Below are 24000 nucleotides of genomic sequence, written 5' to 3' on the forward strand. Positions count from 1 at the left end.
AATAATTATTACGCTCAGTACCTTCCTTTTACAGACATTAATATTATCTATTTGTTAGAAAAAATCCACAATAGGATGAAAGACGATATACATTTTTCTTAAAATTTGCCTGTATAGTCCGTTTAAGTTTGCCGGCACGGGCAAGGGGAGGAACTGTGTGGAATGAAGAAATCCTTTTCCCCGGAGACAAAGGGTACGGACGATTCTTTGGAAGAGCAGCTCCGGTTTCTGTTACGGCCTTTTCAGGATGATGGGCGGGGCGGGGTTGGACTGCCATACCGGGGTGGCGGCCCGTGCGTCCGCTTCCTCCAGCGCCTGGCGGCCCTTGACCTTGGCCAGGTGCTCCCGGAGGATGCGCCGCAGTTCCACGGCGGCGGCGGGGTCGTCCTGCACGCTGTGCCCGGACGGGACGATTTTTTCACTGGCGCTCCAGTCCAGATGGGAGGAGCGGTACTTGACCACGCCGTCGGAGGAGTGGGGCGTATCGTTCCTGCCCCTGTCCCCGATGATGGAATGGACGGGAACGTTCGGGTCCCCGCGCAGCTCCGACATGTACTTGACCAGGGAGGAGTTCGGGGAAAGCTGGCGGATGCTGGTGAGTTCGTCCTTCAGCTGCAGGGGGTTGAGCAGGAACATGCCGCGGCTGAGGGTGGCGATGCGGGTGACTTCCTCCAGCATGTCCGCCGGGAGGTCGATCAGGCGCTGGCCCAGCCGCCCTATCCAGTTGTCCGCAAAGGTGGAGCCGCGGTGCGGGGTGGCCATGTACACGATGCGCGTGACGCCCCTGGCGGGGGAGAAGATAAAATTGTTCTGGAGCTGTTCAAGCATGGGCTCGTCACAGTGCAGGGGTTCCAGCCCGGTTTTCCAGTTCTCCAGCGTCATGTCTGCAAAGGTTTCCGGGGGAAGTTCAAAGAGGCCCTTCATCAGCGTCCAGGGCTTGGTGGAGTTGTTGAAGCGGGTGATGAGGCCGCCCATGGAGTGCCCCACCATGACGATGTTGTTCATTTCCCTGGAGTCGCCGCGGGGATTGTATTCCTGCATGAGTTCCTCCAGGGCCTTCCGCTGCCTGCTGGCCGGAATGGTCCAGGCCAGGCCGGACGGATAGCCGAAGAACCAGAACTGGTAGTTTTCCCGGATGACGGGATCCACCAGAAGGCGGTTGGTCAGGTTGGCAAAGGTGGCGGGGCCGGACATCAGGCCGTGGGTGAAGACCACGGGAATTTTCCGGGGGTCATAGGGTTCGGAAAAATAAAGCCCCATCGTATTGATGGCCTTTTTGGGACGGAACGCGCCCAGCAGTTCCGTTCCGTCCGCGTCGGAAAGCTTCCAGAAAAGGGCGATGGGAACGGAGAAGTTGGCCGCCAGGGGCTGACGCACCTTGTTTTTGCCGATGAAGACGTGCTCATTCATCAGACGGGGAATGGTGCGGAGGGTGGGCTTCCCGTCCACCATGCGGTCAAAGTCCAGGATGGCCGTCAGCGTGTGCACGTTCCCGTTGTCCTTGAGCACGTTGGCATGGGGCCGGGAGACGCCCTGGGGCGCCAGGCCCGCCAGGGGAATGCCCATTCCCTCCACGGTTACGCTTTCCCGCAGGCGGAAGGTGGGGTCCACTTCGTCGGACATGAAGATGGCCTCGTAGAACCAGGGGTTGCTGTCCTTGGCGTAAGGAGATTTTTCAATGATGAAGGGGAGGCTTTGACGCTTCTTCTCATTCATGCCGCCCTCCCGTTTGGCCTCTTTCAGGTGGGAGGCCAGCTTCCGGATGCATGCGTTGTATTTTTTTCTGGCTTCCGGCCATTCCCTGCTGCGGTGGGGAGAGGAGAGGATGAGCCATGCGGCCTGGGCTTCCCGGATGGCTACGGCGTCATCCTGGTAATGGGCGTACGCCCTTTCCTGCTGCTGGTGGTGCAGGGAACAGCCGGAAAGGCCCATGAGAAGGCCTAGAAGAAGGGCGGAAGCCGTTTTCATGATGAACAAGGAGAGAAGGGGGCGGAGAGGTCAGGAGAGCATGTCCAGAGCCCGGTTCATGGACTTGAGGAAGGTCTGAACTTCCTCTTCCGTATTGTACAGGGCAAAGGAGGCGCGGGTGGTTCCCGTAGTTCCCAGGGCGCACATGAGAGGCTGGCAGCAATGGTGCCCGGTGCGCACGGCAATGCCCATCTGGTCCAGCAGGGTGCCCAGGTCGTAATGGTGGATGCCTTCCGCCAGGACGGAGACCACGGCGCTGTGCGGCACGTCCGGGGCCAGCACGGTCAGGCGCGGTATGGCCTTGAGGCCTTCCACGGCCATGTCCGTCAGTTTTTGTTCATGGGCGGCGATGTTGTCCAGCCCCAGTCCGGAGACGTAGCGGATGGCCGCCGCCAGACCTACCGCTCCGCCAATGTTGGGCGTCCCAGCCTCATATTTGAAAGGGATGTCGTTGTAGACGGTTTTTTCAAAGGTGACTTCCTTGATCATCTCCCCGCCGCCCATCCACGGCGGCAGCTTTTCCAGCAGCTCCCTTTTTCCCCACAGCGCGCCGATGCCGGTGGGAGCATACAGCTTGTGGCCGGAAAAGGCGTACAGGTCGCATCCCAGTTCCTGAACGTCCACGTTCATGTGGGAGACGGCCTGGGCGCCGTCAATCAGCACAATGGTGTCCGGCCTGTTTTCCCTGGCAAGCGCGGTGATCTCCTGCACGGGATTGATTGTTCCGAGCGTGTTGGAGACGTGGCCCACGGCCACGATGCGGGTGCGGGGGAAAGCAGGTTCCGGTAGGCCTCCATATCCAGCGTCTGGCCCGGAGTCAGCGGGACTACCTTGAGGACCGCGCCCGTGCGTTCGCAGAGCATTTGCCAGGGGACGATGTTGGAGTGGTGCTCACAGGCGGTCAGGATAACTTCGTCCCCCGGCTTGACCGTGCCGGACCTAGCGATGGTGTCTGCCGCCAGGTTGATGCCCATGGTGCAGCCGGAGGTGAACAGGACTTCCGCCGTTTCCGGCGCGTTGATGAACCGGGCCACCGTTTCCCGCGACTCTTCATGCGCCTCCGTGGCAAGCTGGCTCAGGTAGTGGGAGCCGCGGTGCACGTTGGCGTTCTGCGTTTCATAATAATTCCGGGTGGCATCCAGGACGGCTAGGGGCTTCTGCGTGGTGGCCGCATTGTCCAGGTAAATGAGCGGTTTGCCGTGCACGCTGGTTTCCAGGATGGGAAACTGCGGGCGGATGGTTGCTGTGTCAAGCATGGCTATGGTACGAGTGAAGGTTCTTTGCGCAATTCGTCCCAGCCCCCTTCCAGAATGAAGATGGGCGCGCGGATGCCGTATTCCGGCTTTTTCAGTTCATTGGCTACGGCTGCGCTGGAGGTGCAGTCCCTGCTGCAAAAGATGACGATGCAGCAGCCCTTGTCTTCCGCCGTCATCAGGGCTTCCATGGCGTTGGCCAGGAGTTCCTGGTAATTGGCGTCCGCCGGACGGATGGGGTAGACGGGGGCCTGCGTGATAGTGTGGCGTTCAAAGTCGTCCTGTTTTCTGGCGTCTATCCAGATGACTTTTCCCGGCCATTCCTTCAGCACCTGGGCCAGGCACACGTGCCCCTCCTCCAGCGTCTCCGGATTGCAGGGCGGCGTGCGGAACGGCTGGATGACGCGCAGGTCCAGCGCGGCGATGCCCACGGCCAGCAGGAATACGGCCAGCAGGAGCTTCAGGGCGGTGGAAAGGGCGTCTCTCATGTGGGGAAGGTCAGTTTTCCTTGATGGTCAGGAACCCCATCTGGCGCTTGTAGCGCGGCACGGTGGAATCCGTGCGCACCCAGATGGTGTTGAAGGCCGGCTTGGCCGTAGATCTGGGAGTGATGATGATTTTGTATTCCCTGCCTTTCTTCACGGTCACGGGCTCATAGTCAAAGGCGTCCCCGGTCAGGTCCACCGTGGTCAGGTTGACGGGCAGTTCCTTGGAGATGGTGATTTTAATGGTCTTGGGGGCAGGGGCTTCTCCCCTGGTCCATTCCAGCTTGCGGGGTTCCATTCGGATGATGTCCGGGATTTGCGCGCGTATCACCAGCTTGTAGGCGGAGCCGTTGGCGTGCACCGTCATGTCCTTGTCCACGGTGCCGGAAAAGTTGCCGGTCTTCATCACGGCGCTGATGACGCCGGATTCCCCCGGAGCGTACGTCAGCTTGTTATCTTTCGCCCCGGCGGTGGTGCAGTCGCAGGAGACATGGATTTTGCTGATCGTGACGGGAACGCCGGAGGTATTGGTGAAGGGGAAGGAGGCCGTGATGCTGTCCTGGTCCGGAGCCACCTTTACCGGAACCACCGTTTCCTTGAAGGACAGTTCATTTTTGCCGGAGGCGAGGCCCCCGCACAGCAGCAGTCCTGACAGAATAATGGTCCGGATGGTCATGGTCGTTTCAGGATGGTTTTTCCTCTTTCTTCCTGGCGGAGAAGATGCTGGCGATGAAGAAGATGATCGCCGCCACGAAGATGCAGGAGTCCGCCACGTTGAAGGCGGGCCAGCGGTAGTTGAAGAGGGGAATGGTGACGTCAATGAAGTCCACCACGTAGCCGTTCATGAGCTTCGTGAAGAAGCCGTGCGGCTGTTCGTAGGGAATCAGGAAGCCCTGCATCAGGCGGTCCGTCAGGTTGCCCGCCACCCCGGCCAGCAGCAGCACATAGGCCAGCTTGAGCCATACCGTATGGAAGAAGTTTTTCCGGTAGAGCACGACCAGGGCCACGATGGCGAGCACGGGAATCGCCAGGAACAGGTAGCTGGACCATGCCGTTCCGTTGCCCAGCCCGAAGGCCACGCCCGTGTTGTGCACGCGGGTGATGTTCATCGTTCCGTCCAGGAAGGAAATGGGTTCCAGCTCCCTCAGCCTGTTCAGGGCGTCCACCGTGTTCGGGTTCAGGTCCTGGAACTGCGCCATGTCCGCCGCCGGTATGTGCCCGTTCGTGGCGAAGTCCAGCGTGCCGTCCGCATTGACGTGGTGGAAGCCCGGAAAGTCCGGCAGGTAGGCGTACTTGTGGACTTTCTCGTTCAGGTAGTTCAGCGGGAAGCGGTGGACGATCCACAGCTTGCTTGCCTGGTCCAGTACATACAGCCCTACGCCCAGCAGGCTCCACCAGAGCCAGCCGGGAGGCGTTTTCTTATGGGGGCCGGGTTCCTTTTCCGTCTGGGTATCCATAAAAAATCGGGGAATGGTTTCAGTTCAGGAAAGGACTTCCGAGCAGCGTTCGCACACGTCGCTGCCGTCCGCCGCGGGTTCATACCGGCGGCAGCGCGGGCACATGGCGTGTTCCGTTTTGGCGGCGGTGGCCGCCAGCTCCGGACCGCTCTTCACGTCCAGGTCTGCAATGATGAAGAATTCCGTGGCAAAGGCGCGGTCTTCCAGCAGCGCCACCACGTCCTCGCTTTCATTCGTGGGAACGGTGAGGGTGATGGAGGCCTCATTGTTCTTGGAGAACGCCTTGGCCTTCACCTGCTCTTCAATGGCTACCTGGATGACGGACTTGATTTCCTGGAGGCGGGAAATGGCGGAGGAGGCCTCCTGGGTGTCGTACTCCGGCATCGGCGCGGGGAAGTCCTGCTCGTGCACGCTGCCTTCATACCCGGCGTATTCCCAGGCTTCATCCGCCGTGAAGACCAGGATAGGGGCCAGCAGGCGGCACAGGGCCTTGAAGACGATGGTCATGGCCGTCTGGGTGGCGCGGCGGCGCACGGAGGTGACGTCGTCGCAGTACAGGCGGTCCTTCGTGGTGTCCACGTACAGGGCGGAAAGGTCGCTGGTGCAGAACTGGTTGATGACGCTGAACGCCTTGCGGAAGTCATAGGCTTCATAGGCTTTCAGCGTTTCCTTGATGACGGCGTTCAGGCGTTCCAGAATCCAGCGGTCCAGGATGGGCATGTGTTCCGGGGCGACCGCCTGCGTGGCGAAGTCAAACCCGCTGATGTTGCCCAGCAGGATGCGCAGGGTGTTGCGCAGCCGTCGGTAGGGCTCCGTGACCTGCTTGAAGAGGTCTTCCCCGAAGGGGACTTCATTCTGCCAGTCCACGGAGGCGGCCCACAGGCGCACGATGTCCGCGCCGTACTTGTCGTAGTAGTAGGCGGCGTCAATGGGCTTGCCGCTCTTGGCGTCGGACTTGGAGGTCTTTTTCCCGGTGTCCTTGTCCACCACGAAGCCGTGGGTCATCACGGCCTTGTACGGGGCCTTGCCGCGCCAGGCGACGGAAAGCATCAGGGAACTCTGGAACCAGCCGCGGTGCTGGTCCGTGGCTTCCAGGTACAGGTCCGCCGGGGCGTCCAGCCCGGGGCGGGCGTCCATGACGGCCATGTGGGAACAGCCGGAATCGATCCAGACGTCCAGCGTATCCTTGCCCTTCTTCCAGGTCTTCGGCAGGCCGAGGCGTTCGCACAGGTCTTCATCGGAAAGCTCAAACCAGATGTTGGAGCCGTGGGCCTCCACCATATCCGCGATTTTGCGGACCAGGGCGGCGTCCAGAACGGCCTTTCCGTCTTCGTCAAAGAAGACGGGCAGGGGCACGCCCCAGGTGCGCTGGCGGGAGATGCACCAGTCCGGGCGCGCCTCCACGGTGCCGTAAATGCGGTTGCGGCCCCAGGCGGGCAGCCACTGCACCTTGTCTATTTCTTCCAGGGCCTGCGGTCGCAGCCTGTCCATGGAGATGAAGAACTGCTCCACGGCGCGGAAGATGATGGGCGTCTTGGAACGCCAGCAGTGCGGGTACTGGTGGCGGTATTCCTCCACGCCGAAAAGGTTGTCGTCCTTCTCCAGCATGGAGATGATGTCCTTGTTGGCGTCAAAGACGTGCTTGCCCACCAGGGAGGGAACGCCCACTTCTTCCGTGTACTTGCCGTCGTCGTCCACGGGGGAAAGGACGGGCAGTCCGTACTGGCGGCCTACGTTGTAGTCGTCCGCCCCGTGGCCGGGAGCGATGTGCACGGCGCCGGTGCCGGTGTCCGTGGTCACGAAGTCCGCCAGGATGATTTTTGACGTGCGGGGAAGGAAGGGGTGCCGGGCCTCGCAGTTTTCCAGCTCGGCGCCCTTGAACTCGCGGATGGTTTCCGCTAGGGCCCAGCCCGTCTTCTGCGCGAAGGCGTCCAGCAGGTCTTTCAGGATGATGAGGGTTTCCGTCTGGCCGTCCTTCATGAACTTGCCGGCCACATACGTGAAGCGCGGATGCAGGGCGATGCCCACGTTGGCAGGCAATGTCCACGGGGTAGTGGTCCAGATCACCATGGAGGCCTTCAGGTCCAGGGGATTGTCCAGCAGAGGGAAGCGCACGAACACGGAGGAGCTGATCTTCTCCTTGTAGTCGATTTCCGCTTCCGCCAGCGCGGTATAGGCCCCGTAGGACCACTGGACGGGCTTGCGGCTCTGGTAGACCGCGCCGTCTTCCACCAGCTTGGCGAACACGCGCAGAATGTTGGCTTCATACGCCGGCTTCATGGTCAGGTAGGGATGCTCCCAGTCACCGAAAACGCCCAGGCGGCGGAAGGAAGTCCGTTGGATGTCAATGAAGCCTTCGGCAAATTCCGCGCAGCGGCGGCGGATTTCAGCCGCGTCCAGGTCACGGGCCTTCTGCACCACCTTGAATTCGATGGGGAGGCCGTGGCAGTCCCAGCCCGGAACGTAGGGGGCGGCGTAGCCGGCCATGGTCTTGGACTTCAGGACGAGGTCCTTGAGAATCTTGTTCAGGGCAGTGCCCATGTGCACGTCTCCGTTGGCAAAGGGAGGTCCGTCGTGAAGGAGGAAACGGGGTGCGCCCTGTTCTATCCTGCGGGACAAAATTCGTTCGTACAGCCCGGTGTCTTCCCACTTTTTCAGGCGTACTGGTTCGTTTTTCGTCAGGTCCCCTCTCATGGGGAAGCCGGTCTCCGGCAACAGGATGGTGTCTTTATAATTCTTTTCGGGCGCACTCATGCCCGAAAAAGGTAGCACCGGGCCCGTTTCCGGTCAACCCTGCGGTGCGGCACAAATCAGGGCCTAGCGCATTCATTCCCGCCGTGTTCCGGGGGGGGGTGCCCGCACCGGAAGGCGCATTCCCGCAGGCAGGAGCCGGGGAGGGGAGAATTCCCCGTTCCGCGAGCCATTGTTCCGCGGCCTCCGGCCATTTGTCCGTGGGCTGGCCGCGCTTCTCCATGCCGTACCCATGCCCTCCGGAGGGATAAAAATGCAGGCTGGAGGGAACGCCCTTTTCCCGGCAGGCCTGTTCCATCAGCCTGCTGTTGGCGCTGGCTACGCCGTCGTCCAGCGCGTGGACGAGGAACACGGGCGGCGTCTGCGGCGTCACCTGCCGTTCCGCGGAACACAGCTCCGCCAGATCCGCGCCGGGGGCAGGCCCCAGAATCCTGCTGCGGGTGCCCCCGTGGGTGGTTTTGGGGTCCATGGTGATGACGGGGTAGATGAGCAGGGAGAAATCCGGCCGGGCGGAAACGCTTTTCAGCGGGTTTTCCGCTTCTTCCGGCAGGGGGCGGTTCCAGAGCGTGGAAGCCATGGCAGCCAGATGGCCGCCTGCGGAAAAGCCCATGACGCCGATGCGGTGCGGGTCAACCCCCAGCGCGGAGGCATGCCGGCGCGTTACGCGCAGAGCCTGCCGGGCGTCCAGCAGAGGGCCGGGAAACCTGCCGACGGCATCATTGCTCCCGGAAACGCGGTACTTTACGACGACGCCCACCATGCCGTGCTCCGCCGCCCAGCGGGCGATATGGCCGCCTTCCTTTTCAATGGCCTGGATGGCATAGCCCCCGCCCGGAAAAATGCACAGGGCCGCGCGCCTGTCCTGCGGCTTCCATCCGGCGGGAAAGTAGAGCTGCATCTGCGCTTCCCCCACGTCCGTAATATGTCCGGGGGATACTTGTTTCTCCTCCAGGTCCGCCGCCTTGAGCCCCAGGGAAATCCACCCGGAATGAAAGGCTCCGTGTTCCGCGGGCGGCTGGAGGGCCTCCAGCACGGACGGTTCAAACGGCGCGGCTCCGGCGTGGCCGTGAGGGAAGGCCAGGAAAAGGGCGGGAAGGAGGAAGGCAAGCTTCATGCTCATGGTTTATTGGCGAGTGAGATGACGAGTTGGGAAAGGCCCTGCACCACTTCCGCAAACTGGGGATAATCCAGCTTTTCAGCCGTGTCGCTGGTTTCATGGTAGTCGTCGCAGCGGAGGAAGGCCGTGTCCGTGGCGGCAAAGGAGGGAATGCCCTCCTTCATGTATCCCCAGTCGTCGGACCAGGAAACGCCGCGGGTGTAATACGGGAACACGGCGGAACGGACCGGAAAGCGGCTCAAAGCGGCAAATTCCTCCGCGCAGGAGCGGGCCAGCTTGCGGCCCGTGTTGGTGGACATGAAGGCCACGTAGTCGCAGCGGTCCGGCAGCCCGGCCAATCCGGCAACCACGGCTGACTGGCGTTTTTTGTTCACCCGCGGGGAATAGCAGCCCAGCGTTTCCAGGGCAATCATGCCGATGATTCTGTCCTTGCCCGGATGGCGTGCGACGGATTTGGCGTGCACCACGCTGCCCATGGAGGGCGTCTGGTAAAAGGGCGGCTCTTCATTGGCATAAGCCACCAGGCACACGTCGTGCAGGGTGGGAGTGGCCGTCAGGGCGCGCGCCGTTTCCAGCAGGGCGGCCACGCCGGAAGCGTTGTCATTGGCGCCCGGCGTTCCGGTACGGGCGGGTCTGGCGGGACCGTGGTCGTGCCAGTTGTCCATGCCTACCTTGGTATCGTAATGCGCGCCCACGATGAGCATTCTGGGGCGGAGGGATGTTCCCTTTTTGGTGGCGATGAGGTTGTACGCCGTCCTGTCCTTCACGGCGCCGAATTCCCCGGAGGGCGGAATGTTCACGGCCTGGCGCGTGACGGCATAGCCCATGTCCGCCAGGGTTTTTTCAATGTAGCGGGCGGATCGCTCCATGGTGCCGGGTTTGTAGACGTTGCGTTCCCCGATGGAATCCGCCAGATGGAACACGTGTGCTTTCAGGAGTGTTTCCGTCTGGTCCGTGTCCGGAATTTCTCCGCTTCCGCAGGGGAAAAAAGCTTGGAGCAGGAGCCGAGGGCGACGCAGGCCGCCGCGGTGAGCAGCCCGTACTTGAGAGTTCTGGATGAGACATTCATGGGGGAGTTGGAGGGTGGGGAGAGGAAGGAATGCTAGTGGGGAAGCGGCGGAAAATCAAGCCGCGCCGTTTCCCCCTTTTTCATGGCCAGATCCTTTTTCCTGCCCTGGTGCATGAACCGGAACCTGCCGGGACGGGTGGCGGTGGCTGTGGCCTGCACCCTGCCGTTTTGCCAGGACAGGTCCACCTTCAGCCCTCCCCGGGTGCGCAGCCCCGTGGCGGAACCCTTCTTCCAATCGTCCGCCAGGGCCGGAGCCAGCAGGATAACCTGGAAGCCGTCCTGCGTGATCTGGCTCTGAATCAGGCACTGGGCCACGCCGGAGGCAAAGCCGAAGTTGCCGTCGATCTGGAACGGGGGATGCAGGTCGAAAAGGTTGGAATTGATGTAATGCCTCAGCATGGCGTACATCCTGTCCTCCGCGGCGTTTCCGTCGCCAAGGGCGGCATAAAGGTTGATGAGCCATGCGGTGCTCCAGCCGGTCCTGATGCCGTTGTTCCCCTTGTCCGCGTACTTGCGCCGGAAATCGGCGGACTTGCGCACGGCGGCGGCATATTCAGGCGTATTGAGCACGTCCCATTCCGTGCCGGGAAACAAGCCGTAAAGATGGCTGATATGGCGATGGCCCTTCTGCATTTCTTCAAAAGGCTGCCTCCATTCCAGCACCCTCCCGTCGGAGCCAATGGCAGGCTGGGGAATCTTTTTGAGGAATTGAACGGCTTTAACCAGAGTAGGCGTCCGTATGCCCAGCTCTCCGCAGGCGTAAATGTAATTGCGGAGGGACTCCCTGCCCAGAAGCTGGTCATGAGAAGTCCCGTTGGAAACGTAGGAAAGCACGTTGGGGCCTGTGCCGTCCGGCGCGTAAAATCCGGTTTCCGGGGAGACGCCGGGGCCGGAAAGGTAATGCCCCTGATCGTCCTCCTCAAACCAGGACATGATGAAACGCGCGTTGGATTCCAGAATGGGCAGGGACTTCTTCAGGTCTTCCCTGTCTCCGGTGAAGCGGTAGCTGTCCACCAGGTGGGCGCACGCCCACGCCCCGTTCATGAGGCTGGCCCCCCATTCCGGGTTATTTCCTGAAAAATAGGTGCGTTTCCAGCAGTCCGTGTAATGGCCGAAGCAGAATCCGTCCCGTTTGATGAAGCGCGCAAATTCCTCTCCATGAGGGCGCAGGCTGCGGACGAATTCAAGATAGGGCTGCTGGAATTCCCCCAGGCCGGTGGCATAGGAGGGCCACTGGTTCATCTGGCTGTTGATGTTCAGGAAATAGCAGCCCATCCACGCCGCCCGCAGCTCCGGATTCCACAATCCCTGCAAGCCGCAGGGAAGCTGCCCCGGCCTGGTGTGGACAATCGTGCAAAAGCGGCCGAACTGGAAAAGCTGTTCCAGAAGGTCCGGATCCTTTTCCCCTTGTTTGACCCGTTCCAGCCGCTCAGGGGTGGTCATGGCGGAAACCTCGGGAGGGGAATCCCCCAGGTCCACCTGGCAGCGCATCATGAGACGTGAAAAATAATCTTCCGTTTCCGCCGCCAGTTTTTTCCAGCCTTTTTTCTGTGCCTTCGCCAGAATTTGCCTGTTCTTGTCTGCCAGGGAATGGGTCAGGGGCTCTTCCGGCTTCCGGATATTGTAATCCGTGGAGGTGGAGGAAAGCACCAGCACTTCCCGCGCGGAATCCAGAACGACCGTTTTCCCCTTGCGGGATATGGCGGCGCCGGGAGCCAGGATGACCACCCTGTTTTCAAACCGGGTGCCCCCGTTGCTTCCCTGTCCCGTCAGGACCCAGCCATCGGGCCGTGCGTCAATCCGGGCGGACGGGTCCGGATGCTGCAAGTCCAGCGCAACGTGGCACCCGGCCGGAAGGGTGCAGGTGATGCGGTAAGCGGCGCAATCGCTGGACGGAGCCGCCAGGATTTCCGTGGACAATTCTCCCGTGCCGAATTGAACGCGGGTGGAAGCCTTGCCCCGCTGCATGTCCAGCGTGCGCCGGTAGGAGGCAGCGGCGGGAAGCCCCTGGAATTCCACCTGGAGGAGACCTCCCTGCTGGTAATCCCCCGCGATGCTGCCGGGGGAAGGATATCCTTCCGGAACACCTGGTCCGCGCTCCGGTATTTTCCTTCCTTGCAAAGTTCGCGCGCCTTGTCCAGGGCCTCCGCGGCGCCTTCCTTCATCTGGAAATTCTTCTTCGCGAAGATGCTTCCTTCATTGAAAACGACGATTTCCTTCGGAAAAACGCCAAAAGAAAGAATGCCCAGCCTTCCGTTGCCCGTGCCGTAGCCATCCGTCCAGATCCGTGCAGGTTCGGTGGAAGTGGCCTGCATGGGGGCGGGAGCGGCCCGGAGAGGGACGGCCGCCGCAAGAAGGCAGGGGAGGAAGAAATATTTCAAGGTTGTAGAGACAGTCATGAGAGAGGATGGGTGTCCCGTAAAAGAGGAGGTTGATGTAAAAAGCCGCTATTTTTTAAACCGGCTTCCGGTACCGGCATAAATGACTGCAAACGCTATGCTGCCCACCAGAAGGCACAGGGAGACGGACAGGAGCACGGAATTCTGGAGGATAATGCTGATGAGCCACAGCAGCATGGCGAAGGCCAGGCAGTACATGAGCTTTCCCATGAACCGGCACAGCGCGCGTTCATCGTACTGCTTCTTCTGTTCCTTGCTCATCATATTGTAGCCTGCGATGAGGAAGGAGCATTTTCCCATGGAAAGAATGACTCCAAGAATGATGAAGCCTGCCATCATGGCGACGGGTATCAGAATAGGTGCATCCATAAGCCGGAAAAATGGGGGAAATGAAAGTCCGCGGCAACTCGCCCGGATAAGTACGTAGAGTGGTCTTTAAGGGAATACGTTAGGGAAATGGTTTTTTTTCAGCGGAAGAAAAAGCGTCTGTTTTTTCTGCCGGAAGCTTTCGCAAGGCAGCGCCGCGGCCTGTTTTTTGCGTCAAAACAGGAAGTAGCAGGAGCAGAACCAGGCGATGATGAGCAGGCCGCAGGTGAATTCCAGCAGCAGCCCGGTGAGCATTCCCAGCGCCGCGCCGGAGCCTGCCTTGAAGGCGGCCATGATGTCTTTTCTGGCAAAGATGAGTTCCGCCAGCAGCGCCCCCAGGAACGGCATGAACAGAAGGCCCACGATGGGGGTGAAAAGGATGCCGCCCACCACGGCGCCGATGATGGCTCCCCAGATGCCGGCGGCGGTGCTGCCGAATTTTTTGGCCCCCATGCCTCCGGAGAGCTTGTCAATGACCAGGCCGCCCGCAACCATCAGCGCCAGGACGGTCCATTCCCACCACGCCAGGTGCCTGCTGCCCATCACTCCCTGCCAGATGCACCCTGCCGCAATGATAATGATGCCGGGGAGCATGGGAATAAGCGTGCCGATCAGCCCCATGCCGAACAGCAGCAGGGTGACGCACCAGACGAGGGTTTCTGAAAGGACGGGTGGCATGCCTCCCTTCTTATCAGGAAGGGAGGCGTGTGGCAAGGCTTCTGCCCGGCTTGCGGATGACGGAAAAAAGGGGGGAAGTGCATGGATTGCTGTTGCGGTTTTTGCGAGCGTGGTATGGAATGGCGCCCATGACTTTCACCGGTTCTTTTCTGCGTGGCTGCATGGTGTGCTCCTGCGCTCTTTCTCTGGGTGTTATGCCCGTGGTGGCCGCGTCTCCCGCGGCTGATTCCGCCGCTGTGCAGAAGCTGGCTCATTCCCTGAAAGCCCGTGTGGGCATGGCCGCAGTGATGCTGGACACGGGGGAGGCCGTGGCGGTAGGTGATGAGACTGCCTATCCCATGCAGAGCGTCTTCAAATTCGTGCTGGCCCTGTCCGTGCTCAAGCGGGTGGACCAGGGAGCCCTGAATCTGGAACAGATCATCCATATACGCCCGGAGCAGTTGGTAAAAGACACGTGGAGTCCCCTGCGGGAGCGCTTTCCGCAGGGCGGTGATTTTTCTTTAAAGGAACTGCTGCGCGTGACCGTTCAGGAGAGCGACAACAACACGTGCGACCTCCTGTTTGCCCTCATCGGCGGGACGGAGACCGTGCAGAAGGATTTGAAGGAATGGGGCATCAGCGGCATCAACGTCCGGTTTACGGAAGACGAGATGCTGCGGAATCATGAATTGCAGTACGCCAACTCGAGCCGTCCGTCAGCCATGAATGCCCTGCTGCGCGCGTTTGACGAGGGTAAGATACTGAACAAGGACACGCAGCGGCTTCTCTGGGACATGATGGCCGGCTGCGCTACGGGGACTACGCGCCTGAAAGGGAAGTTGCCGCAGGATTATGTGGTGGCGCACAAGACCGGATCGGGCTTCACCACTCCGGAGGGCGTGATCACCGCCGTCAATGACGTCGGCATCATCGTTCTTCCCAATGGGCGGAAAATGGCGGTCTCCGTGTTCGTCATGGATTCAAAGGATTCCGCTCCCGCCTGCGAGAAGGTGATCGCCTCCATGGCCCGCTGGCTGTGCACGGAATGGCAGGCCGCCGCCGCCAAGTAGCGGACGGCCTTCCCCGGAACATGTTTTAAGCTTGGAAAGGGGGCCGCTATCAGGCAAGGTGTGCCGCGTTATTCATGAAGAACCTATTGAGCCGGTACATCAGCCTGAGCCTGGCGCTGCGGTATTTGAACCCGCTGCGGACTTTCTTTTCCATCATTACCCTGATCTGCCTGCTGGGCGTATCGCTGGGGGTGATGGTGCTTATCGTCGTGCTGTCCGTCATGGGCGGCCTCCAGAAGGAAATCCAGGGGAACCTGTTTGCGCACTCCCCGCACGTCCAGGTGTGCTACCGGAATGACTTCGGCGTGAGGGAGGTGATTCCGGACTGGATGGAATTGAGCGAGAAGCTCAAGCACGTTCCCGGAGTCCAGTCCACGTATGCCCTGATAGAAGACTACGCGCTGGTAGACGTGCAGGGACGGCAGAGGCCCTGCTTTTTCCGGGCCATCGATACGGAAAACGCCGCCCAGCTGGAAGATTTGAAGCACCTGGTGGTGGCCGGCAATGCGGAGCTGGACATGGGGGAAAAGGCTGTGGTTTCCTCCATCGTGGCGGAGAACATGGGGCTGAACGTGGGGGATGTGGTCCGGGTGTACACTACCCGCAATTTCCAGGAAATTTCCCACGCCTACCAGCAGACGGAACTGCCGATGCTGGCGGAAAAGAACGCCCGGGAACTCAATGATTTGAAGGAGTGGGGCAAGTCCCTGAAAAGGGAGGGAGAGCGTGAAACGGCCGGCAAGGCCTCCGTGGACAAGGTATTCACCCTGCTCAACGGGCTGCTGTCCGTCCCCCGCAGGGATGCGGAGCGCTCCAGCCTGATGGATTTGCTTGCCGTGCTGAATGACGGGGAAGCCGTGGACAACGGCAGGGTGGCCTTCCCGGAAGGCACGCGGAAGGAATGGGAAACCATTCTGGGCGGCTTCAAGGCGGGGCAGAGGAATGAGGCGGACATGGAATGCTTCCGCAAGATCAGGGAGCTGGTCATGCCGAAGGATCTGGAGGTGATCGGCATTTACCGGGCCTCCCAGCATACGCCCAGCCCGGATCTCTTCATTCCGCTGGTCATCGGCCAGGAATTGCTGGGTTATGAGGATGACGTGGTGCAGGCCGTGGCCCTGCGCGTGAACGACCCCTACCATGTGGAAACGATGCTGTCCCCCGTGATGCAGGCTCTGGAAAAGGAAAAGCCCTCTTCCGCGTGGACGCTGGAAACCTGGCATGACCGCTTTAACGCGTGGTTTGAACTCATGCAGAAGGAGCGCATGATGATGAGCTTTGTGCTGTCCTTCATCTCCCTGATTTCCGCCTTCTGCATTATGGCGGTGATGTTTACCGTTTCCATCCAGAGGAAAAAGGAAATCGCCGTGATGAAGGCCCTGGGCGCCACGCCGTTCCAGGTGGTGCGCGTCTTCTTGTGGCAGGGGGTCATCATCGGCTTTGTGGGAGCTCTCCTGGGCGTGGGCCTGGGACTGCTGGTGCTGGAATACCGCATGCAGATCCAGGGCTTTCTGGCGGGAATAGGCTTTGACCCGTTCCCCGTGGCTTTCCACGGCACGGCGAACATTCCGGTGGTGATTGACTGGGCGGAGCTGGCGTGGCAGGCGGTGAAAGCCTTCGTCATGGTCGTGGTGGCCTCCATCATTCCGGCCCTGATCACGGCGCGCCAGGACCCGGCCCGCTCCCTGCGCAGCATGTAACAGGAAACCGCCCATGGATATTTACTGGATTCAGGATCATGAAAAGAAGGGCCCCCTGCCGGAGGTGGAGGTAATCTCCATGCTGGAGGCGGGCCTCATTCCGGAAACCGCCCGGGCGTGGCATGCCGGATGCGCGGAATGGGTGCGCATCCATGACCTGCCGGCGCTGAAGGAAATGTTCGCCGTTCGCAAGGAAGAGGAAGAACGGCGTAATGTGGAGGAAGATGTGCCGGAGGATGAAGCGGCGCAAGATGCCGCCGCCGGCACCACGGACGCGGATTCCCTGCCGGAAGAAGAGGAAACGGCTGTGGAGGAAGGCACGCCTCTGGTAGTTCCCTACCCGTACGTCCGTTTTCTGGGAAGAATGGCGGACGTGATGATGCACATGACGCTGTATCTGGCCGTGCTCAGGATCTTCGGCCTGGCCTTCAGCCCCGATTTTCTTCCCGGTTCCTATGAAGCCCTCCTTTACCTCTGTCTCCCGATGGTGCTCATTGAAACCGCCTTTCTGGGAACGCTGGGCACCACTCCGGGGAAAGCCATGCTGGGCGTCTCCGTCAGGGACTACCGGGGGAAGCGCCTTTCCTTCTCCACGGCGTTCCGGCGCTCCCTGTTCGTCATGGTGCTGGGGCTGGGCTGCTTTGCCCCCTCCCTGATGCTGCTGGCCCTGTTCTTTTCCTGGTGGTGGGTGCGCCGCTTCGGCTTCACTCCCTGGGACAGGAAGCTGGGCACCACGGACGTGCTGAACGACTCACTCACCCTCCGCAAGGTGGTGATGACGCTGGTGCTTGTCATCCTGTGCCTCCAGGTCATGTACGTGCTGCTGATTCCCTGGCTGCCGGAAATGGAGGCGTACATGGGCGCCTCCGGGCAAATGTGACAAAAAGACCGGCCGCGCGGGATTTAGCCTTTTAATCACCTGAATTTGTTTCATACTCGTCCCAGCCATGCCAGAAATACACCCAACGGCAGTAGTGCATCCTACTGCGGAGATCGCGGATGATGTTAAAATCGGTCCCTTTTGCGTTGTCGGAGAACATGTAAAGCTGGGCCCGGGCTGCGTGCTGCACAGCCATGTGGTCATTGAAGGACCTTCCTCCTTCGGAAGCGGCAACGAATTTTTTCCGTTTTCCGTCCTCGGCCTGAAAAGCCAGGATTTGAAATACAAGGGGGAACCGACCTATCTGGAAGTGGGGGACAACAACGTCTTCCGTGAAAACGCCACCATCAACCGGGCTACGGACATCGGCGGCACGACGCGGATAGGGAATAACAACCTCTTCCTGGTTTCCTGCCACGCCGGGCATGACTGCCAGATCGGCAATCATGTGATTTTCTCCGGCTTCGCCACTGCCGCCGGCCACGTTACGGTGGGGGATTACGCCATTCTGGCGGGATGCTGCGCCGTGCACCAATTCGTCAGCATCGGGGAGCACTCCATGGTGGGCGCGATGGCCCGCGTGAGCCAGGACGTGCTGCCGTACACCATTGTGGAAGGCCATCCGGCCGTGACGCGCTCCGTCAACTCCATCGGCATGCAGAGGCGCGGATTTTCCGAGGAAGACCTGCGGGCCGTACGCATGTGCTACAAAAAGCTTTTCGTCAACAAGAAGCTGACCGTTCATGAAGCGCTGGAAGAGCTCCGGAACTCGGACTACGCGGAAAATGCCTGTCTGAAAAGAATCGTCAAGTTCGTGGAAACTTCCGAACGGGGCTTCTGCCACTGAGGCCATGAAAACAGGTTTTGTCTTTGACCTGGACGGAACGCTGGTGGACTCCATTCCCGGCATCGCCCGCGGCCTGAACCTGGCCTTGAAGTCCCTGGGGTATCCGGAGCACTCCGTGAATGCCATCCGGGGAATGGTGGGCAGGGGCGCGCGGGAACTCTGCCTGGCTTCCCTGAAAGGCTGTTTCAACGGAGAAGTGCCGGAGGAAGCCTTTGAAGCGGTGCACCGGGGATTCATGCGGGAATACCCCCATACCTGGCAGGACGGCACGGTGCCGTACCCAGGCATCCGTGAAATGCTGCTGGAACTGGCCGCTGCAGGCCACCCCCTGGGCGTTCTGTCCAACAAGCCTCATGTGGTCACGGGACCGCTGGTGCGCCATATCCTGCCAGAGGTGCCCTTCCGGGAGGTGATGGGCTTTTCCGAACGCTTTCCGCGCAAGCCGGAGCCTGATTCCCTGCTGTCCATCGTCCGTTCTTGGGGAATGAAGCGGAGCAGGTGTGCATGGTGGGGGATTCAGCCCACGACGGCAACACGGCCGTGAACGCCGGAACGCGGCTTGTTCTGGTAGGGTGGGGCTACAGTTCCCGCGCCGCGCTGGACGTCTTCCGTGTGCCGGTGTGCGCCTCTGTAACGGAACTGTCCGCCCGGCTGCGGGATGAAGACAGCCTGCCGTTTCCCGTTTCCGCCCACAGGACGATCCCTTGAAAATCCTGGAGCGCTCCGTGGCCTGCGGCATCCAAAACAATGCGGGAGTCGCGAACACGCTTTTTTGAACACCAGCGCATCCTGCGGATGCAAAGAAATTCAGTGAACGCAAGGGCTGGCGGCATTCCCGGCCCGGAACCGGACGCGGGCATGGCTGCCGTGTTGCTGCTGCGCGTTTAGGACGGAATGTCCGGAATATCTGCGGATTTGGCCTGCACGGTGATGTCTTCCAGAGAGCCGGGCAGGTCCTTGGTGGAAGTGACGCCCAGATTCTTCAACTTCTGCGCCCGGGGAATGAACCGGTGCTCAAAGGAGGAAACGGTCTTGTTATACTGGGTCACTGCCTGGTTCAGGCTCTTGCCCAGGGAGGAAAAATGGCCGGTGAGGATGGAGCAGGTATTGAACAGGTCCGCCCCCGCTTCCGAGATTTTCTTGGCGTTGTCCGCCAGTTGCTCCTGCTTCCAGCCGTAGGCGACGGCTTTCAGCAGGGCGATCAGGGTGGAGGGCGTGGAAAGGATCACCTTGTTCTCCGCGCCGAATTCAATCAGGGAGGGGTCCGCTTCCAGGGCCGCCTGGAAAAAGGCTTCCCCGGCAGGAACATGATGACGAATTCGGGGCACGGGGAAAACTGGGCAAAATAATTCTTGGCGCTCAGCTGCTGGAGGTGTCTTTTTACGTCCGCGGCGTGGCGGGACATCCACTGGCTGCGCTCCTCCAGCCTGTCCGTCTGCCCGGCATTCAGGTAGGAGGACATGGGGGCCTTCGCGTCAATGATGATGGAACGGCCTCCCGGCAGGTGGATGACCATATCCGGGCGCACCCGGTCCTCTTCCCTGGAACGGGTCTCCTGCGTCGTGAAATCACAGTATTCCACCATTCCGGCCAGCTCCACCACGCGGCGCAGTTGGAGTTCCCCCACTGGCCGCGCGAGCTGTTGTGGTGCAGGGCCTGGGAAAGCCTGGCGGTCTCATTCTTCAGGGCTTCATTCCCGGAAAGGATGTAGCGGATTTGCGTTTTCAGGTCCGTATAGGCGCCCACGCGCTCCTTTTCCATCTCTCCCAGCCGGGACTGCACGAGTTTCAGTGACTCGCTCACCGGCTTCAGCATGGACTCAATGGCCTGTTTGCGGGATTCCAGGTCATGGTTGGCCTGCTGGCGCTGGCTTTGCAGCCGCGTTTCCGCCAGGTTCAGGAATTGTTTTTCCGAATTCCGGAGGACTTCCGCGCTAATGCCGGCGAAGGAATCCTTCAGCACCTCTTCCGCCCGGTGGAGCATCTGTGTTCTATCCTCCGCCCGTTCCTGCCAGGAGCGGGATTCCGCTTCAAGCCGGACGGAGCGGTCCCGGTAGCGCAGCAGCAGAATCAGCAGTGCCACGCAGGCGGCCAGCAGCAGAAGGGCGAGAAACCAGGGAATCAGGGGAGAAGTCATAAGAAGGGTAAGGCAATCAGATGGGGGTGGCGTAGGGGATGGCGTCCGTTTCTTCTACGGGTTCGGCCAGGGGAATATTGTCGTCGCTGCCGTCCAGCGGCTCCGCATAGGGAATATTCTCTTCTGTATCCGGTTCCGCCATGGGGATGTGCTTTTCACACATCCTGGTGGGGGCCTGGTAGCCGGCGGAAGTTTCAAAATACGCCGTCTTGGCATACTGGCAGCCGGAATGGGCCAGTTGGTTGGACTCCCGGCAGACGAGCACGGCCTGTCCTTCCGAACCGGGCCGCGTGCGGATGGCGTTGGCGGGGTAGCCCTCCTTCTGGGCGGCCAGCATGATGTCCACCCAGACGGGAAGGGCCAGCGTGCCGCCGTAGCCTTTCTCCAGAATCTTGGTGGAGGAGTCAAACCCCACCCATACGCTGCACGTGAGATTGGAAGTATATCCGGCAAACCACGCGTTCGTGTAATTGTTCGTGGTCCCGGTCTTGCCGCCGCAGGGGGACTTGAAGCCCAGCGCGGTGATCCTGCCCGCCGTGCCGCCGGGTTTGCAGACCTGCTGGAGGATGGAGGAGGTGATGTTGGCCGCCCGCTGGGAATACACGGTGCGCTTGCTCTTGGTGATGGCGAAGCGCGGCTGGCCCTGGGAATCCGTAATGTGGTCAATGATGTACGGAGTGGGGCGCACGCCGCCGTTGGCGAAGACGCTGTAGGCGCTGGCGATGTCCAGCGGGGAGGCCTCCCACGTGCCCAGGTAAAGAGCCGGGGTGCGGGAAATATTCCCGTGGAAGCCCGCCAGTTGGGCGGACTGGATGACGTTGGACAGCCCGGCCCGGTTGCCGATGCGCACGGACATGGTGTTGCGGGAAAGGATGAGGCCGAAGGAGGCCGGCTTCATGCCCCGGTACGTGCCGTCCGAATTGCGGGGGGACCAGTTGGCGGCTCCGCGTACTTCCCCGTAGGCGATCCGGTCGTCTGAAATGCGGGTGTCCGCGGAATTGCCCTGCTGGAAAAACGTGGCGTAAATGAACGGCTTGAACAGGGAGCCGGTCTGCCTTCTGGACTGGATGGCGCGGTTCAGCTTGGATTCCTCCGCATCCCGTCCGCCGACGACGGCGAGGAGGGCCCCCGTGGCGTTGTCCATGACTACGGCGGCGGACTGGATGTAATTGGGCATGGGAGGCTGCATTCCCTCCTTCCGTTCCGCGGGCAGCGCCTTCCAGGCGGCCAGGGCTGCTTCATATTCTGCCTTGGTGGTCAGCTTGTTCTTCAGGATTCCCTTCTTCTCACGTTTGGCTTGCAGGGACGCCAGGTGCTTCTTGAAATCCTTGCGCGCTTCCAGCGCTTCCATATGCTTGTTGATGGCGTCCAGCGTGGCGTTCTGCAAATCCAGGTCCAGCGTGGTGTGGACCACCAGACCGCCCAGGCGGATGTCTTCTTCTTCCAGAATGGCGTCCAGTTCCCGGCGCACAAGGTCCATGGCGTAATTCTCCTCCGACCGGGACTGGGGAGTCCGGGTGACGATGGGTTCCGCCAGGGCCGCCTGATACTGCACCTCCGTGATCTTGCCCTCGTTTTTCAACAGTCCCAGGACGATGTCGCGCACTTTTTTGGCTTCCTCCGGGTGTTTGATGGGGGAAAAATCATTCGGGCCGTAAATGATGCCGGCCAGCGTGGCGCATTCCGCCAGGGACAGGTCGCGGGGCTCCTTGTCATAATACCCGCGCGCCGCCGCCGCAATCCCCAGGAAAGTGTGTCCCCAGAAAATGCGGTTGATGTAGGTCTCCAGAATCTCATCCTTCGTGTAGGTGGCTTCAATGCGCTTTGCCAGAGCCACCTCCGTCAGCTTGGAATGCAGGTTGCGCTCCCGGTGGTTGTAAGTGATCTTGGCGAGCTGCATGGTCAGCGTGGAAGCTCCCTGCGTGGCCCTCTTGTGCTTGAGCACCTGTGCGAAGGCGCGGCCCACGCCTATCCAGTCCACGCCGCCGTGGTCGTAAAAGCGGTTGTCCTCACGCAGAATCAGGGCGTCGATGAAAATGGGGGGACTTCCCGGAGGGACACCCGCTTGCGGTTTTCCCCGTGCAGGGTGCCGATGGTCCGGTTCTTGCGGTCCAGAATCACCGTGCGTTCCGGAATGTTGCTCTTGACCTCGGAAATGTCATAGCGGTTGGAAATGGTTCCGTAAAGGAACACCAGGATGGAACCGATTACAATGCCGACGAAGCAGCACCCCAGCAGGATGCGCAGGGGCCAGCTGATGAACCAGCGGATATTCCGCGTCAGGGAGCCGATGAAGCGGAACGGCATCAGCAGGACAAACAGCAGGGCGCCGAAAATCGTGAAGCGCGGCTTGCGCGGCCTTCCTGCGCGTGCGGAACGGGATTCTCCTTCCGCTTAGGGTAGTCCTCATACTCCTCCTGCGGAGCCGGACGGGCAGCGCGCCGCGGGCGCGGGGGCGGTGTGTCATGCCGGGAAGAACCGCTGCGGGAATTTCTTGTTCTGCGGGTGGGGCCGGGAATGACTGCCGGACCGGGATCTTCCTGCGGCAGCCCGGGATAGGACGGACGGGGCGCAGGCCTTTTTTTGCGTTCCGTTTGGGGACGGGAAGCCGCCTCACCGTCCTGGATGCGTTCCCGCCAGGAGCCGGCATTTCGTTTCCGTGATTTGTCGTTTAAACCCATCCGTGAGGGAATTTTATCATAAACAACCGGAATGGTCTAAGCAAAAGATGGAGCGTCATGTCGCAATCCTTAGACAAATTCGTACCGGTTTGAACGTTTATCTGGTAGGATATGTCCTATCATTCGATTATCGATAATTTCATGATATCAGCATTCAGGATGACGAGTTTTTATTACTTGGTCGTTGGGGGGCTTGTGTCCCTGTTGTTAGGAGGAATGAGTCTTGCGGGGAATGTCTCTTCCATGGCGGACTTGCAGAAGCATGTGCATCAGGTGGCTTCCAGGGTCACGGCCGCTACGGTAGCGCTGGTTTCCGACGGGGGAGACGGGCAGCGGCGTGATTGTCACTCCGCAGGGGCTCATCCTGACGGCGGCCCACGTGGTGGGCGGCGATGAAATCATGCGCGTGGTTTTTGCCGACGGGCGCGTAGTCAAGGGGCGCGTGCTGGGGGCCAACTTTACGCGGGACGCCGCCATGGTGCAGATCATGGACGGCGGAAATTATCCCCATGTGGAACTGGGGGAATCCGACGGCCTGCATGTGGGGGACTTTGTGGTGGCCCTGGGCCATTCCAAGGGCTTTGACCCGGAACGCCGCGCGCCCATCCGCATGGGAAGGCTGTGCACGGACGGAAAACAGCGCTTTCTCATCTCGGAATGCACGCTCATCGGCGGGGATTCCGGCGGCCCTCTCTTTGACCTGTCCGGCAAACTGGTGGGCATTCATTCCTCCATCGGCCCCATGTTGAAAATCAACAACCATGTCCCCGTCTCCGTATTCCGGAGGGACTGGGACAAGCTGCTCTCCGGGCGGCACTGGGGCCAGCTTGGACTTCATCCCATGGCTGACCCGGAATCCCCCGTATTGGGATTTGCCATGATGGACGTGCTGGGCGTGGACGGAGTGGTAGTGGAAGACGTGGTGGTCAACTCTCCGGCGGATACCGCGGGCATCAAGCCGGGGGACGTCATCACCCACATGGACAGCCGCAGCCTCCGTTCCGTGCGGGACATGCTCCGTGAGCTGGGCAGGCACCGTCCCGGGGAAACCGTTCCGGTGGTAGTGGTGAGGAAAGGTACGGCCTACAAGGCGGATCTTACATTCGGCAGGCGCGGCGATCTGATGTCCGGCCTGAAATACCAGGAACAAACTCAAGGATGATC

At 60.8% G+C, this 24000-nt stretch carries 20 protein-coding genes and 3 pseudogenes; 7 read left to right on the top strand and 16 right to left on the bottom strand.

The window, feature by feature from the left end:
* Positions 1-231: 231 nt before the first annotated feature.
* The 13 genes and pseudogenes from PVA48_RS10180 to PVA48_RS10240 form a co-directional block, all read right to left on the bottom strand.
* Positions 232-1968, bottom strand: coding sequence for an esterase/lipase family protein (locus PVA48_RS10180; protein ID WP_146021197.1), 1737 nt, complete (start codon positions 1966-1968; stop codon positions 232-234).
* Positions 1969-1998: 30 nt separating this feature from the next.
* Positions 1999-3224, bottom strand: a pseudogene (locus PVA48_RS10185) (aminotransferase class V-fold PLP-dependent enzyme).
* A gap of 2 nt (positions 3225-3226) precedes the next feature.
* Entirely contained in the window at positions 3227-3709 is a 483-nt protein-coding gene (locus PVA48_RS10190; RefSeq protein ID WP_022395947.1) for a rhodanese-like domain-containing protein, read from the bottom strand.
* Between the two features lie 10 nt (positions 3710-3719).
* A complete protein-coding gene (locus PVA48_RS10195; RefSeq protein ID WP_102729063.1) occupies positions 3720-4382 on the bottom strand; it encodes a DUF1573 domain-containing protein in 663 nt (220 codons plus the stop codon).
* Positions 4383-4389: 7 nt separating this feature from the next.
* A complete protein-coding gene (locus tag PVA48_RS10200) occupies positions 4390-5163 on the bottom strand; it encodes a signal peptidase II (protein ID WP_102721035.1) in 774 nt (257 codons plus the stop codon).
* A gap of 24 nt (positions 5164-5187) precedes the next feature.
* Positions 5188-7917 (bottom strand): isoleucine--tRNA ligase, encoded by a 2730-nt coding sequence (ileS, locus tag PVA48_RS10205; RefSeq protein WP_102729062.1) that lies wholly within the window; start codon positions 7915-7917, stop codon positions 5188-5190.
* Complete coding sequence (locus PVA48_RS10210) at positions 7892-9034, bottom strand: alpha/beta hydrolase (protein WP_102749405.1); 1143 nt, start codon at positions 9032-9034, stop codon at positions 7892-7894. Before PVA48_RS10210 ends, ileS begins: the two co-directional genes overlap by 26 nt.
* Complete coding sequence (locus PVA48_RS10215) at positions 9031-9954, bottom strand: M20/M25/M40 family metallo-hydrolase (protein ID WP_423231682.1); 924 nt, start codon at positions 9952-9954, stop codon at positions 9031-9033. The genes PVA48_RS10210 and PVA48_RS10215 overlap by 4 nt, the downstream gene beginning before the upstream one ends.
* 8 nt (positions 9955-9962) lie before the next feature.
* On the bottom strand, positions 9963-10100 hold the full coding sequence (locus PVA48_RS10220) for a hypothetical protein (RefSeq protein WP_423231683.1): 138 nt from the start codon (positions 10098-10100) through the stop codon (positions 9963-9965).
* Positions 10101-10133: 33 nt separating this feature from the next.
* Complete coding sequence (locus PVA48_RS10225; RefSeq protein WP_423231684.1) at positions 10134-12221, bottom strand: glycosyl hydrolase family 95 catalytic domain-containing protein; 2088 nt, start codon at positions 12219-12221, stop codon at positions 10134-10136.
* A gap of 11 nt (positions 12222-12232) precedes the next feature.
* Positions 12233-12499 (bottom strand): annotated as a pseudogene (locus tag PVA48_RS10230) (glycoside hydrolase N-terminal domain-containing protein); the annotation flags it as partial.
* Between the two features lie 48 nt (positions 12500-12547).
* Positions 12548-12868 (bottom strand): DUF3784 domain-containing protein, encoded by a 321-nt coding sequence (locus tag PVA48_RS10235; RefSeq protein ID WP_022395940.1) that lies wholly within the window; start codon positions 12866-12868, stop codon positions 12548-12550.
* A gap of 171 nt (positions 12869-13039) precedes the next feature.
* Complete coding sequence (locus tag PVA48_RS10240; RefSeq protein WP_022395939.1) at positions 13040-13543, bottom strand: DUF456 domain-containing protein; 504 nt, start codon at positions 13541-13543, stop codon at positions 13040-13042.
* Positions 13544-13671: 128 nt separating this feature from the next.
* Here PVA48_RS10240 and bla point away from each other — a divergent pair, with 128 nt between their 5' ends.
* The 6 genes from bla to PVA48_RS10270 all read left to right on the top strand — a co-directional run bounded on the left by bla (position 13672) and on the right by PVA48_RS10270 (position 18727).
* Complete coding sequence (gene bla, locus PVA48_RS10245; RefSeq protein WP_180975269.1) at positions 13672-14592, top strand: class A beta-lactamase; 921 nt, start codon at positions 13672-13674, stop codon at positions 14590-14592.
* A gap of 74 nt (positions 14593-14666) precedes the next feature.
* Complete coding sequence (locus PVA48_RS10250) at positions 14667-16292, top strand: ABC transporter permease (RefSeq protein WP_102721028.1); 1626 nt, start codon at positions 14667-14669, stop codon at positions 16290-16292.
* A gap of 13 nt (positions 16293-16305) precedes the next feature.
* Positions 16306-17172, top strand: coding sequence for an RDD family protein (locus PVA48_RS10255; RefSeq protein WP_102721027.1), 867 nt, complete (start codon positions 16306-16308; stop codon positions 17170-17172).
* A 67-nt stretch (positions 17173-17239) separates the two neighbouring features.
* Positions 17240-18019, top strand: a complete 780-nt coding sequence (gene lpxA / locus PVA48_RS10260; RefSeq protein WP_102727233.1) for an acyl-ACP--UDP-N-acetylglucosamine O-acyltransferase — start codon at positions 17240-17242, stop codon at positions 18017-18019.
* A gap of 4 nt (positions 18020-18023) precedes the next feature.
* A complete protein-coding gene (locus tag PVA48_RS10265; protein WP_423231685.1) occupies positions 18024-18563 on the top strand; it encodes an HAD family hydrolase in 540 nt (179 codons plus the stop codon).
* Entirely contained in the window at positions 18524-18727 is a 204-nt protein-coding gene (locus PVA48_RS10270; RefSeq protein WP_423231686.1) for an HAD family hydrolase, read from the top strand. The genes PVA48_RS10265 and PVA48_RS10270 overlap by 40 nt, the downstream gene beginning before the upstream one ends.
* A 176-nt stretch (positions 18728-18903) precedes the next feature.
* On the opposite strand, the pseudogene PVA48_RS10275 reads toward PVA48_RS10270, so the two are convergent.
* The 3 genes and pseudogenes from PVA48_RS10275 to PVA48_RS10285 all read right to left on the bottom strand — a co-directional run bounded on the left by PVA48_RS10275 (position 18904) and on the right by PVA48_RS10285 (position 22462).
* Positions 18904-20155, bottom strand: a pseudogene (locus tag PVA48_RS10275) (DNA recombination protein RmuC).
* Positions 20156-20171: 16 nt separating this feature from the next.
* Positions 20172-22193, bottom strand: a complete 2022-nt coding sequence (locus tag PVA48_RS10280; RefSeq protein WP_423232520.1) for a transglycosylase domain-containing protein — start codon at positions 22191-22193, stop codon at positions 20172-20174.
* Complete coding sequence (locus PVA48_RS10285; protein ID WP_423231687.1) at positions 22175-22462, bottom strand: hypothetical protein; 288 nt, start codon at positions 22460-22462, stop codon at positions 22175-22177. Before PVA48_RS10285 ends, PVA48_RS10280 begins: the two co-directional genes overlap by 19 nt.
* Before the next feature lie 711 nt (positions 22463-23173).
* Between PVA48_RS10285 and PVA48_RS10290 the strand changes: the two genes are divergently transcribed.
* The gene (locus tag PVA48_RS10290; RefSeq protein ID WP_423231688.1) at positions 23174-23998 is read left to right on the top strand and encodes a S1C family serine protease; all 825 of its coding nucleotides are present in this window, start codon (positions 23174-23176) and stop codon (positions 23996-23998) included.
* Positions 23999-24000 lie beyond the last annotated feature (2 nt).

It is taken from the genome of Akkermansia sp. JRP_AM1, from assembly GCF_049262625.1.
Lineage (GTDB): Bacteria > Verrucomicrobiota > Verrucomicrobiia > Verrucomicrobiales > Akkermansiaceae > Akkermansia > Akkermansia massiliensis.

What these genes read in the sequence shown, in the direction of transcription:
- PVA48_RS10235 (WP_022395940.1), bottom strand. Translation starts at nt 12,868, where the DNA reads ATGGATGCACCTATTCTGATACCCGTCGCCATGATGGCAGGCTTCATC.
- PVA48_RS10190 (WP_022395947.1), bottom strand. Translation starts at nt 3,709, where the DNA reads ATGAGAGACGCCCTTTCCACCGCCCTGAAGCTCCTGCTGGCCGTATTC.
- PVA48_RS10210 (WP_102749405.1), bottom strand. Translation starts at nt 9,034, where the DNA reads ATGAGCATGAAGCTTGCCTTCCTCCTTCCCGCCCTTTTCCTGGCCTTC.
- PVA48_RS10250 (WP_102721028.1), top strand. Translation starts at nt 14,667, where the DNA reads ATGAAGAACCTATTGAGCCGGTACATCAGCCTGAGCCTGGCGCTGCGG.
- PVA48_RS10240 (WP_022395939.1), bottom strand. Translation starts at nt 13,543, where the DNA reads ATGCCACCCGTCCTTTCAGAAACCCTCGTCTGGTGCGTCACCCTGCTG.
- PVA48_RS10265 (WP_423231685.1), top strand. Translation starts at nt 18,024, where the DNA reads ATGAAAACAGGTTTTGTCTTTGACCTGGACGGAACGCTGGTGGACTCC.
- ileS (WP_102729062.1), bottom strand. Translation starts at nt 7,917, where the DNA reads ATGAGTGCGCCCGAAAAGAATTATAAAGACACCATCCTGTTGCCGGAG.
- PVA48_RS10195 (WP_102729063.1), bottom strand. Translation starts at nt 4,382, where the DNA reads ATGACCATCCGGACCATTATTCTGTCAGGACTGCTGCTGTGCGGGGGC.
- PVA48_RS10285 (WP_423231687.1), bottom strand. Translation starts at nt 22,462, where the DNA reads ATGCCGTTCCGCTTCATCGGCTCCCTGACGCGGAATATCCGCTGGTTC.
- PVA48_RS10270 (WP_423231686.1), top strand. Translation starts at nt 18,524, where the DNA reads ATGGTGGGGGATTCAGCCCACGACGGCAACACGGCCGTGAACGCCGGA.
- PVA48_RS10220 (WP_423231683.1), bottom strand. Translation starts at nt 10,100, where the DNA reads ATGAATGTCTCATCCAGAACTCTCAAGTACGGGCTGCTCACCGCGGCG.
- PVA48_RS10180 (WP_146021197.1), bottom strand. Translation starts at nt 1,968, where the DNA reads ATGAAAACGGCTTCCGCCCTTCTTCTAGGCCTTCTCATGGGCCTTTCC.
- lpxA (WP_102727233.1), top strand. Translation starts at nt 17,240, where the DNA reads ATGCCAGAAATACACCCAACGGCAGTAGTGCATCCTACTGCGGAGATC.
- PVA48_RS10255 (WP_102721027.1), top strand. Translation starts at nt 16,306, where the DNA reads ATGGATATTTACTGGATTCAGGATCATGAAAAGAAGGGCCCCCTGCCG.
- bla (WP_180975269.1), top strand. Translation starts at nt 13,672, where the DNA reads ATGACTTTCACCGGTTCTTTTCTGCGTGGCTGCATGGTGTGCTCCTGC.
- PVA48_RS10200 (WP_102721035.1), bottom strand. Translation starts at nt 5,163, where the DNA reads ATGGATACCCAGACGGAAAAGGAACCCGGCCCCCATAAGAAAACGCCT.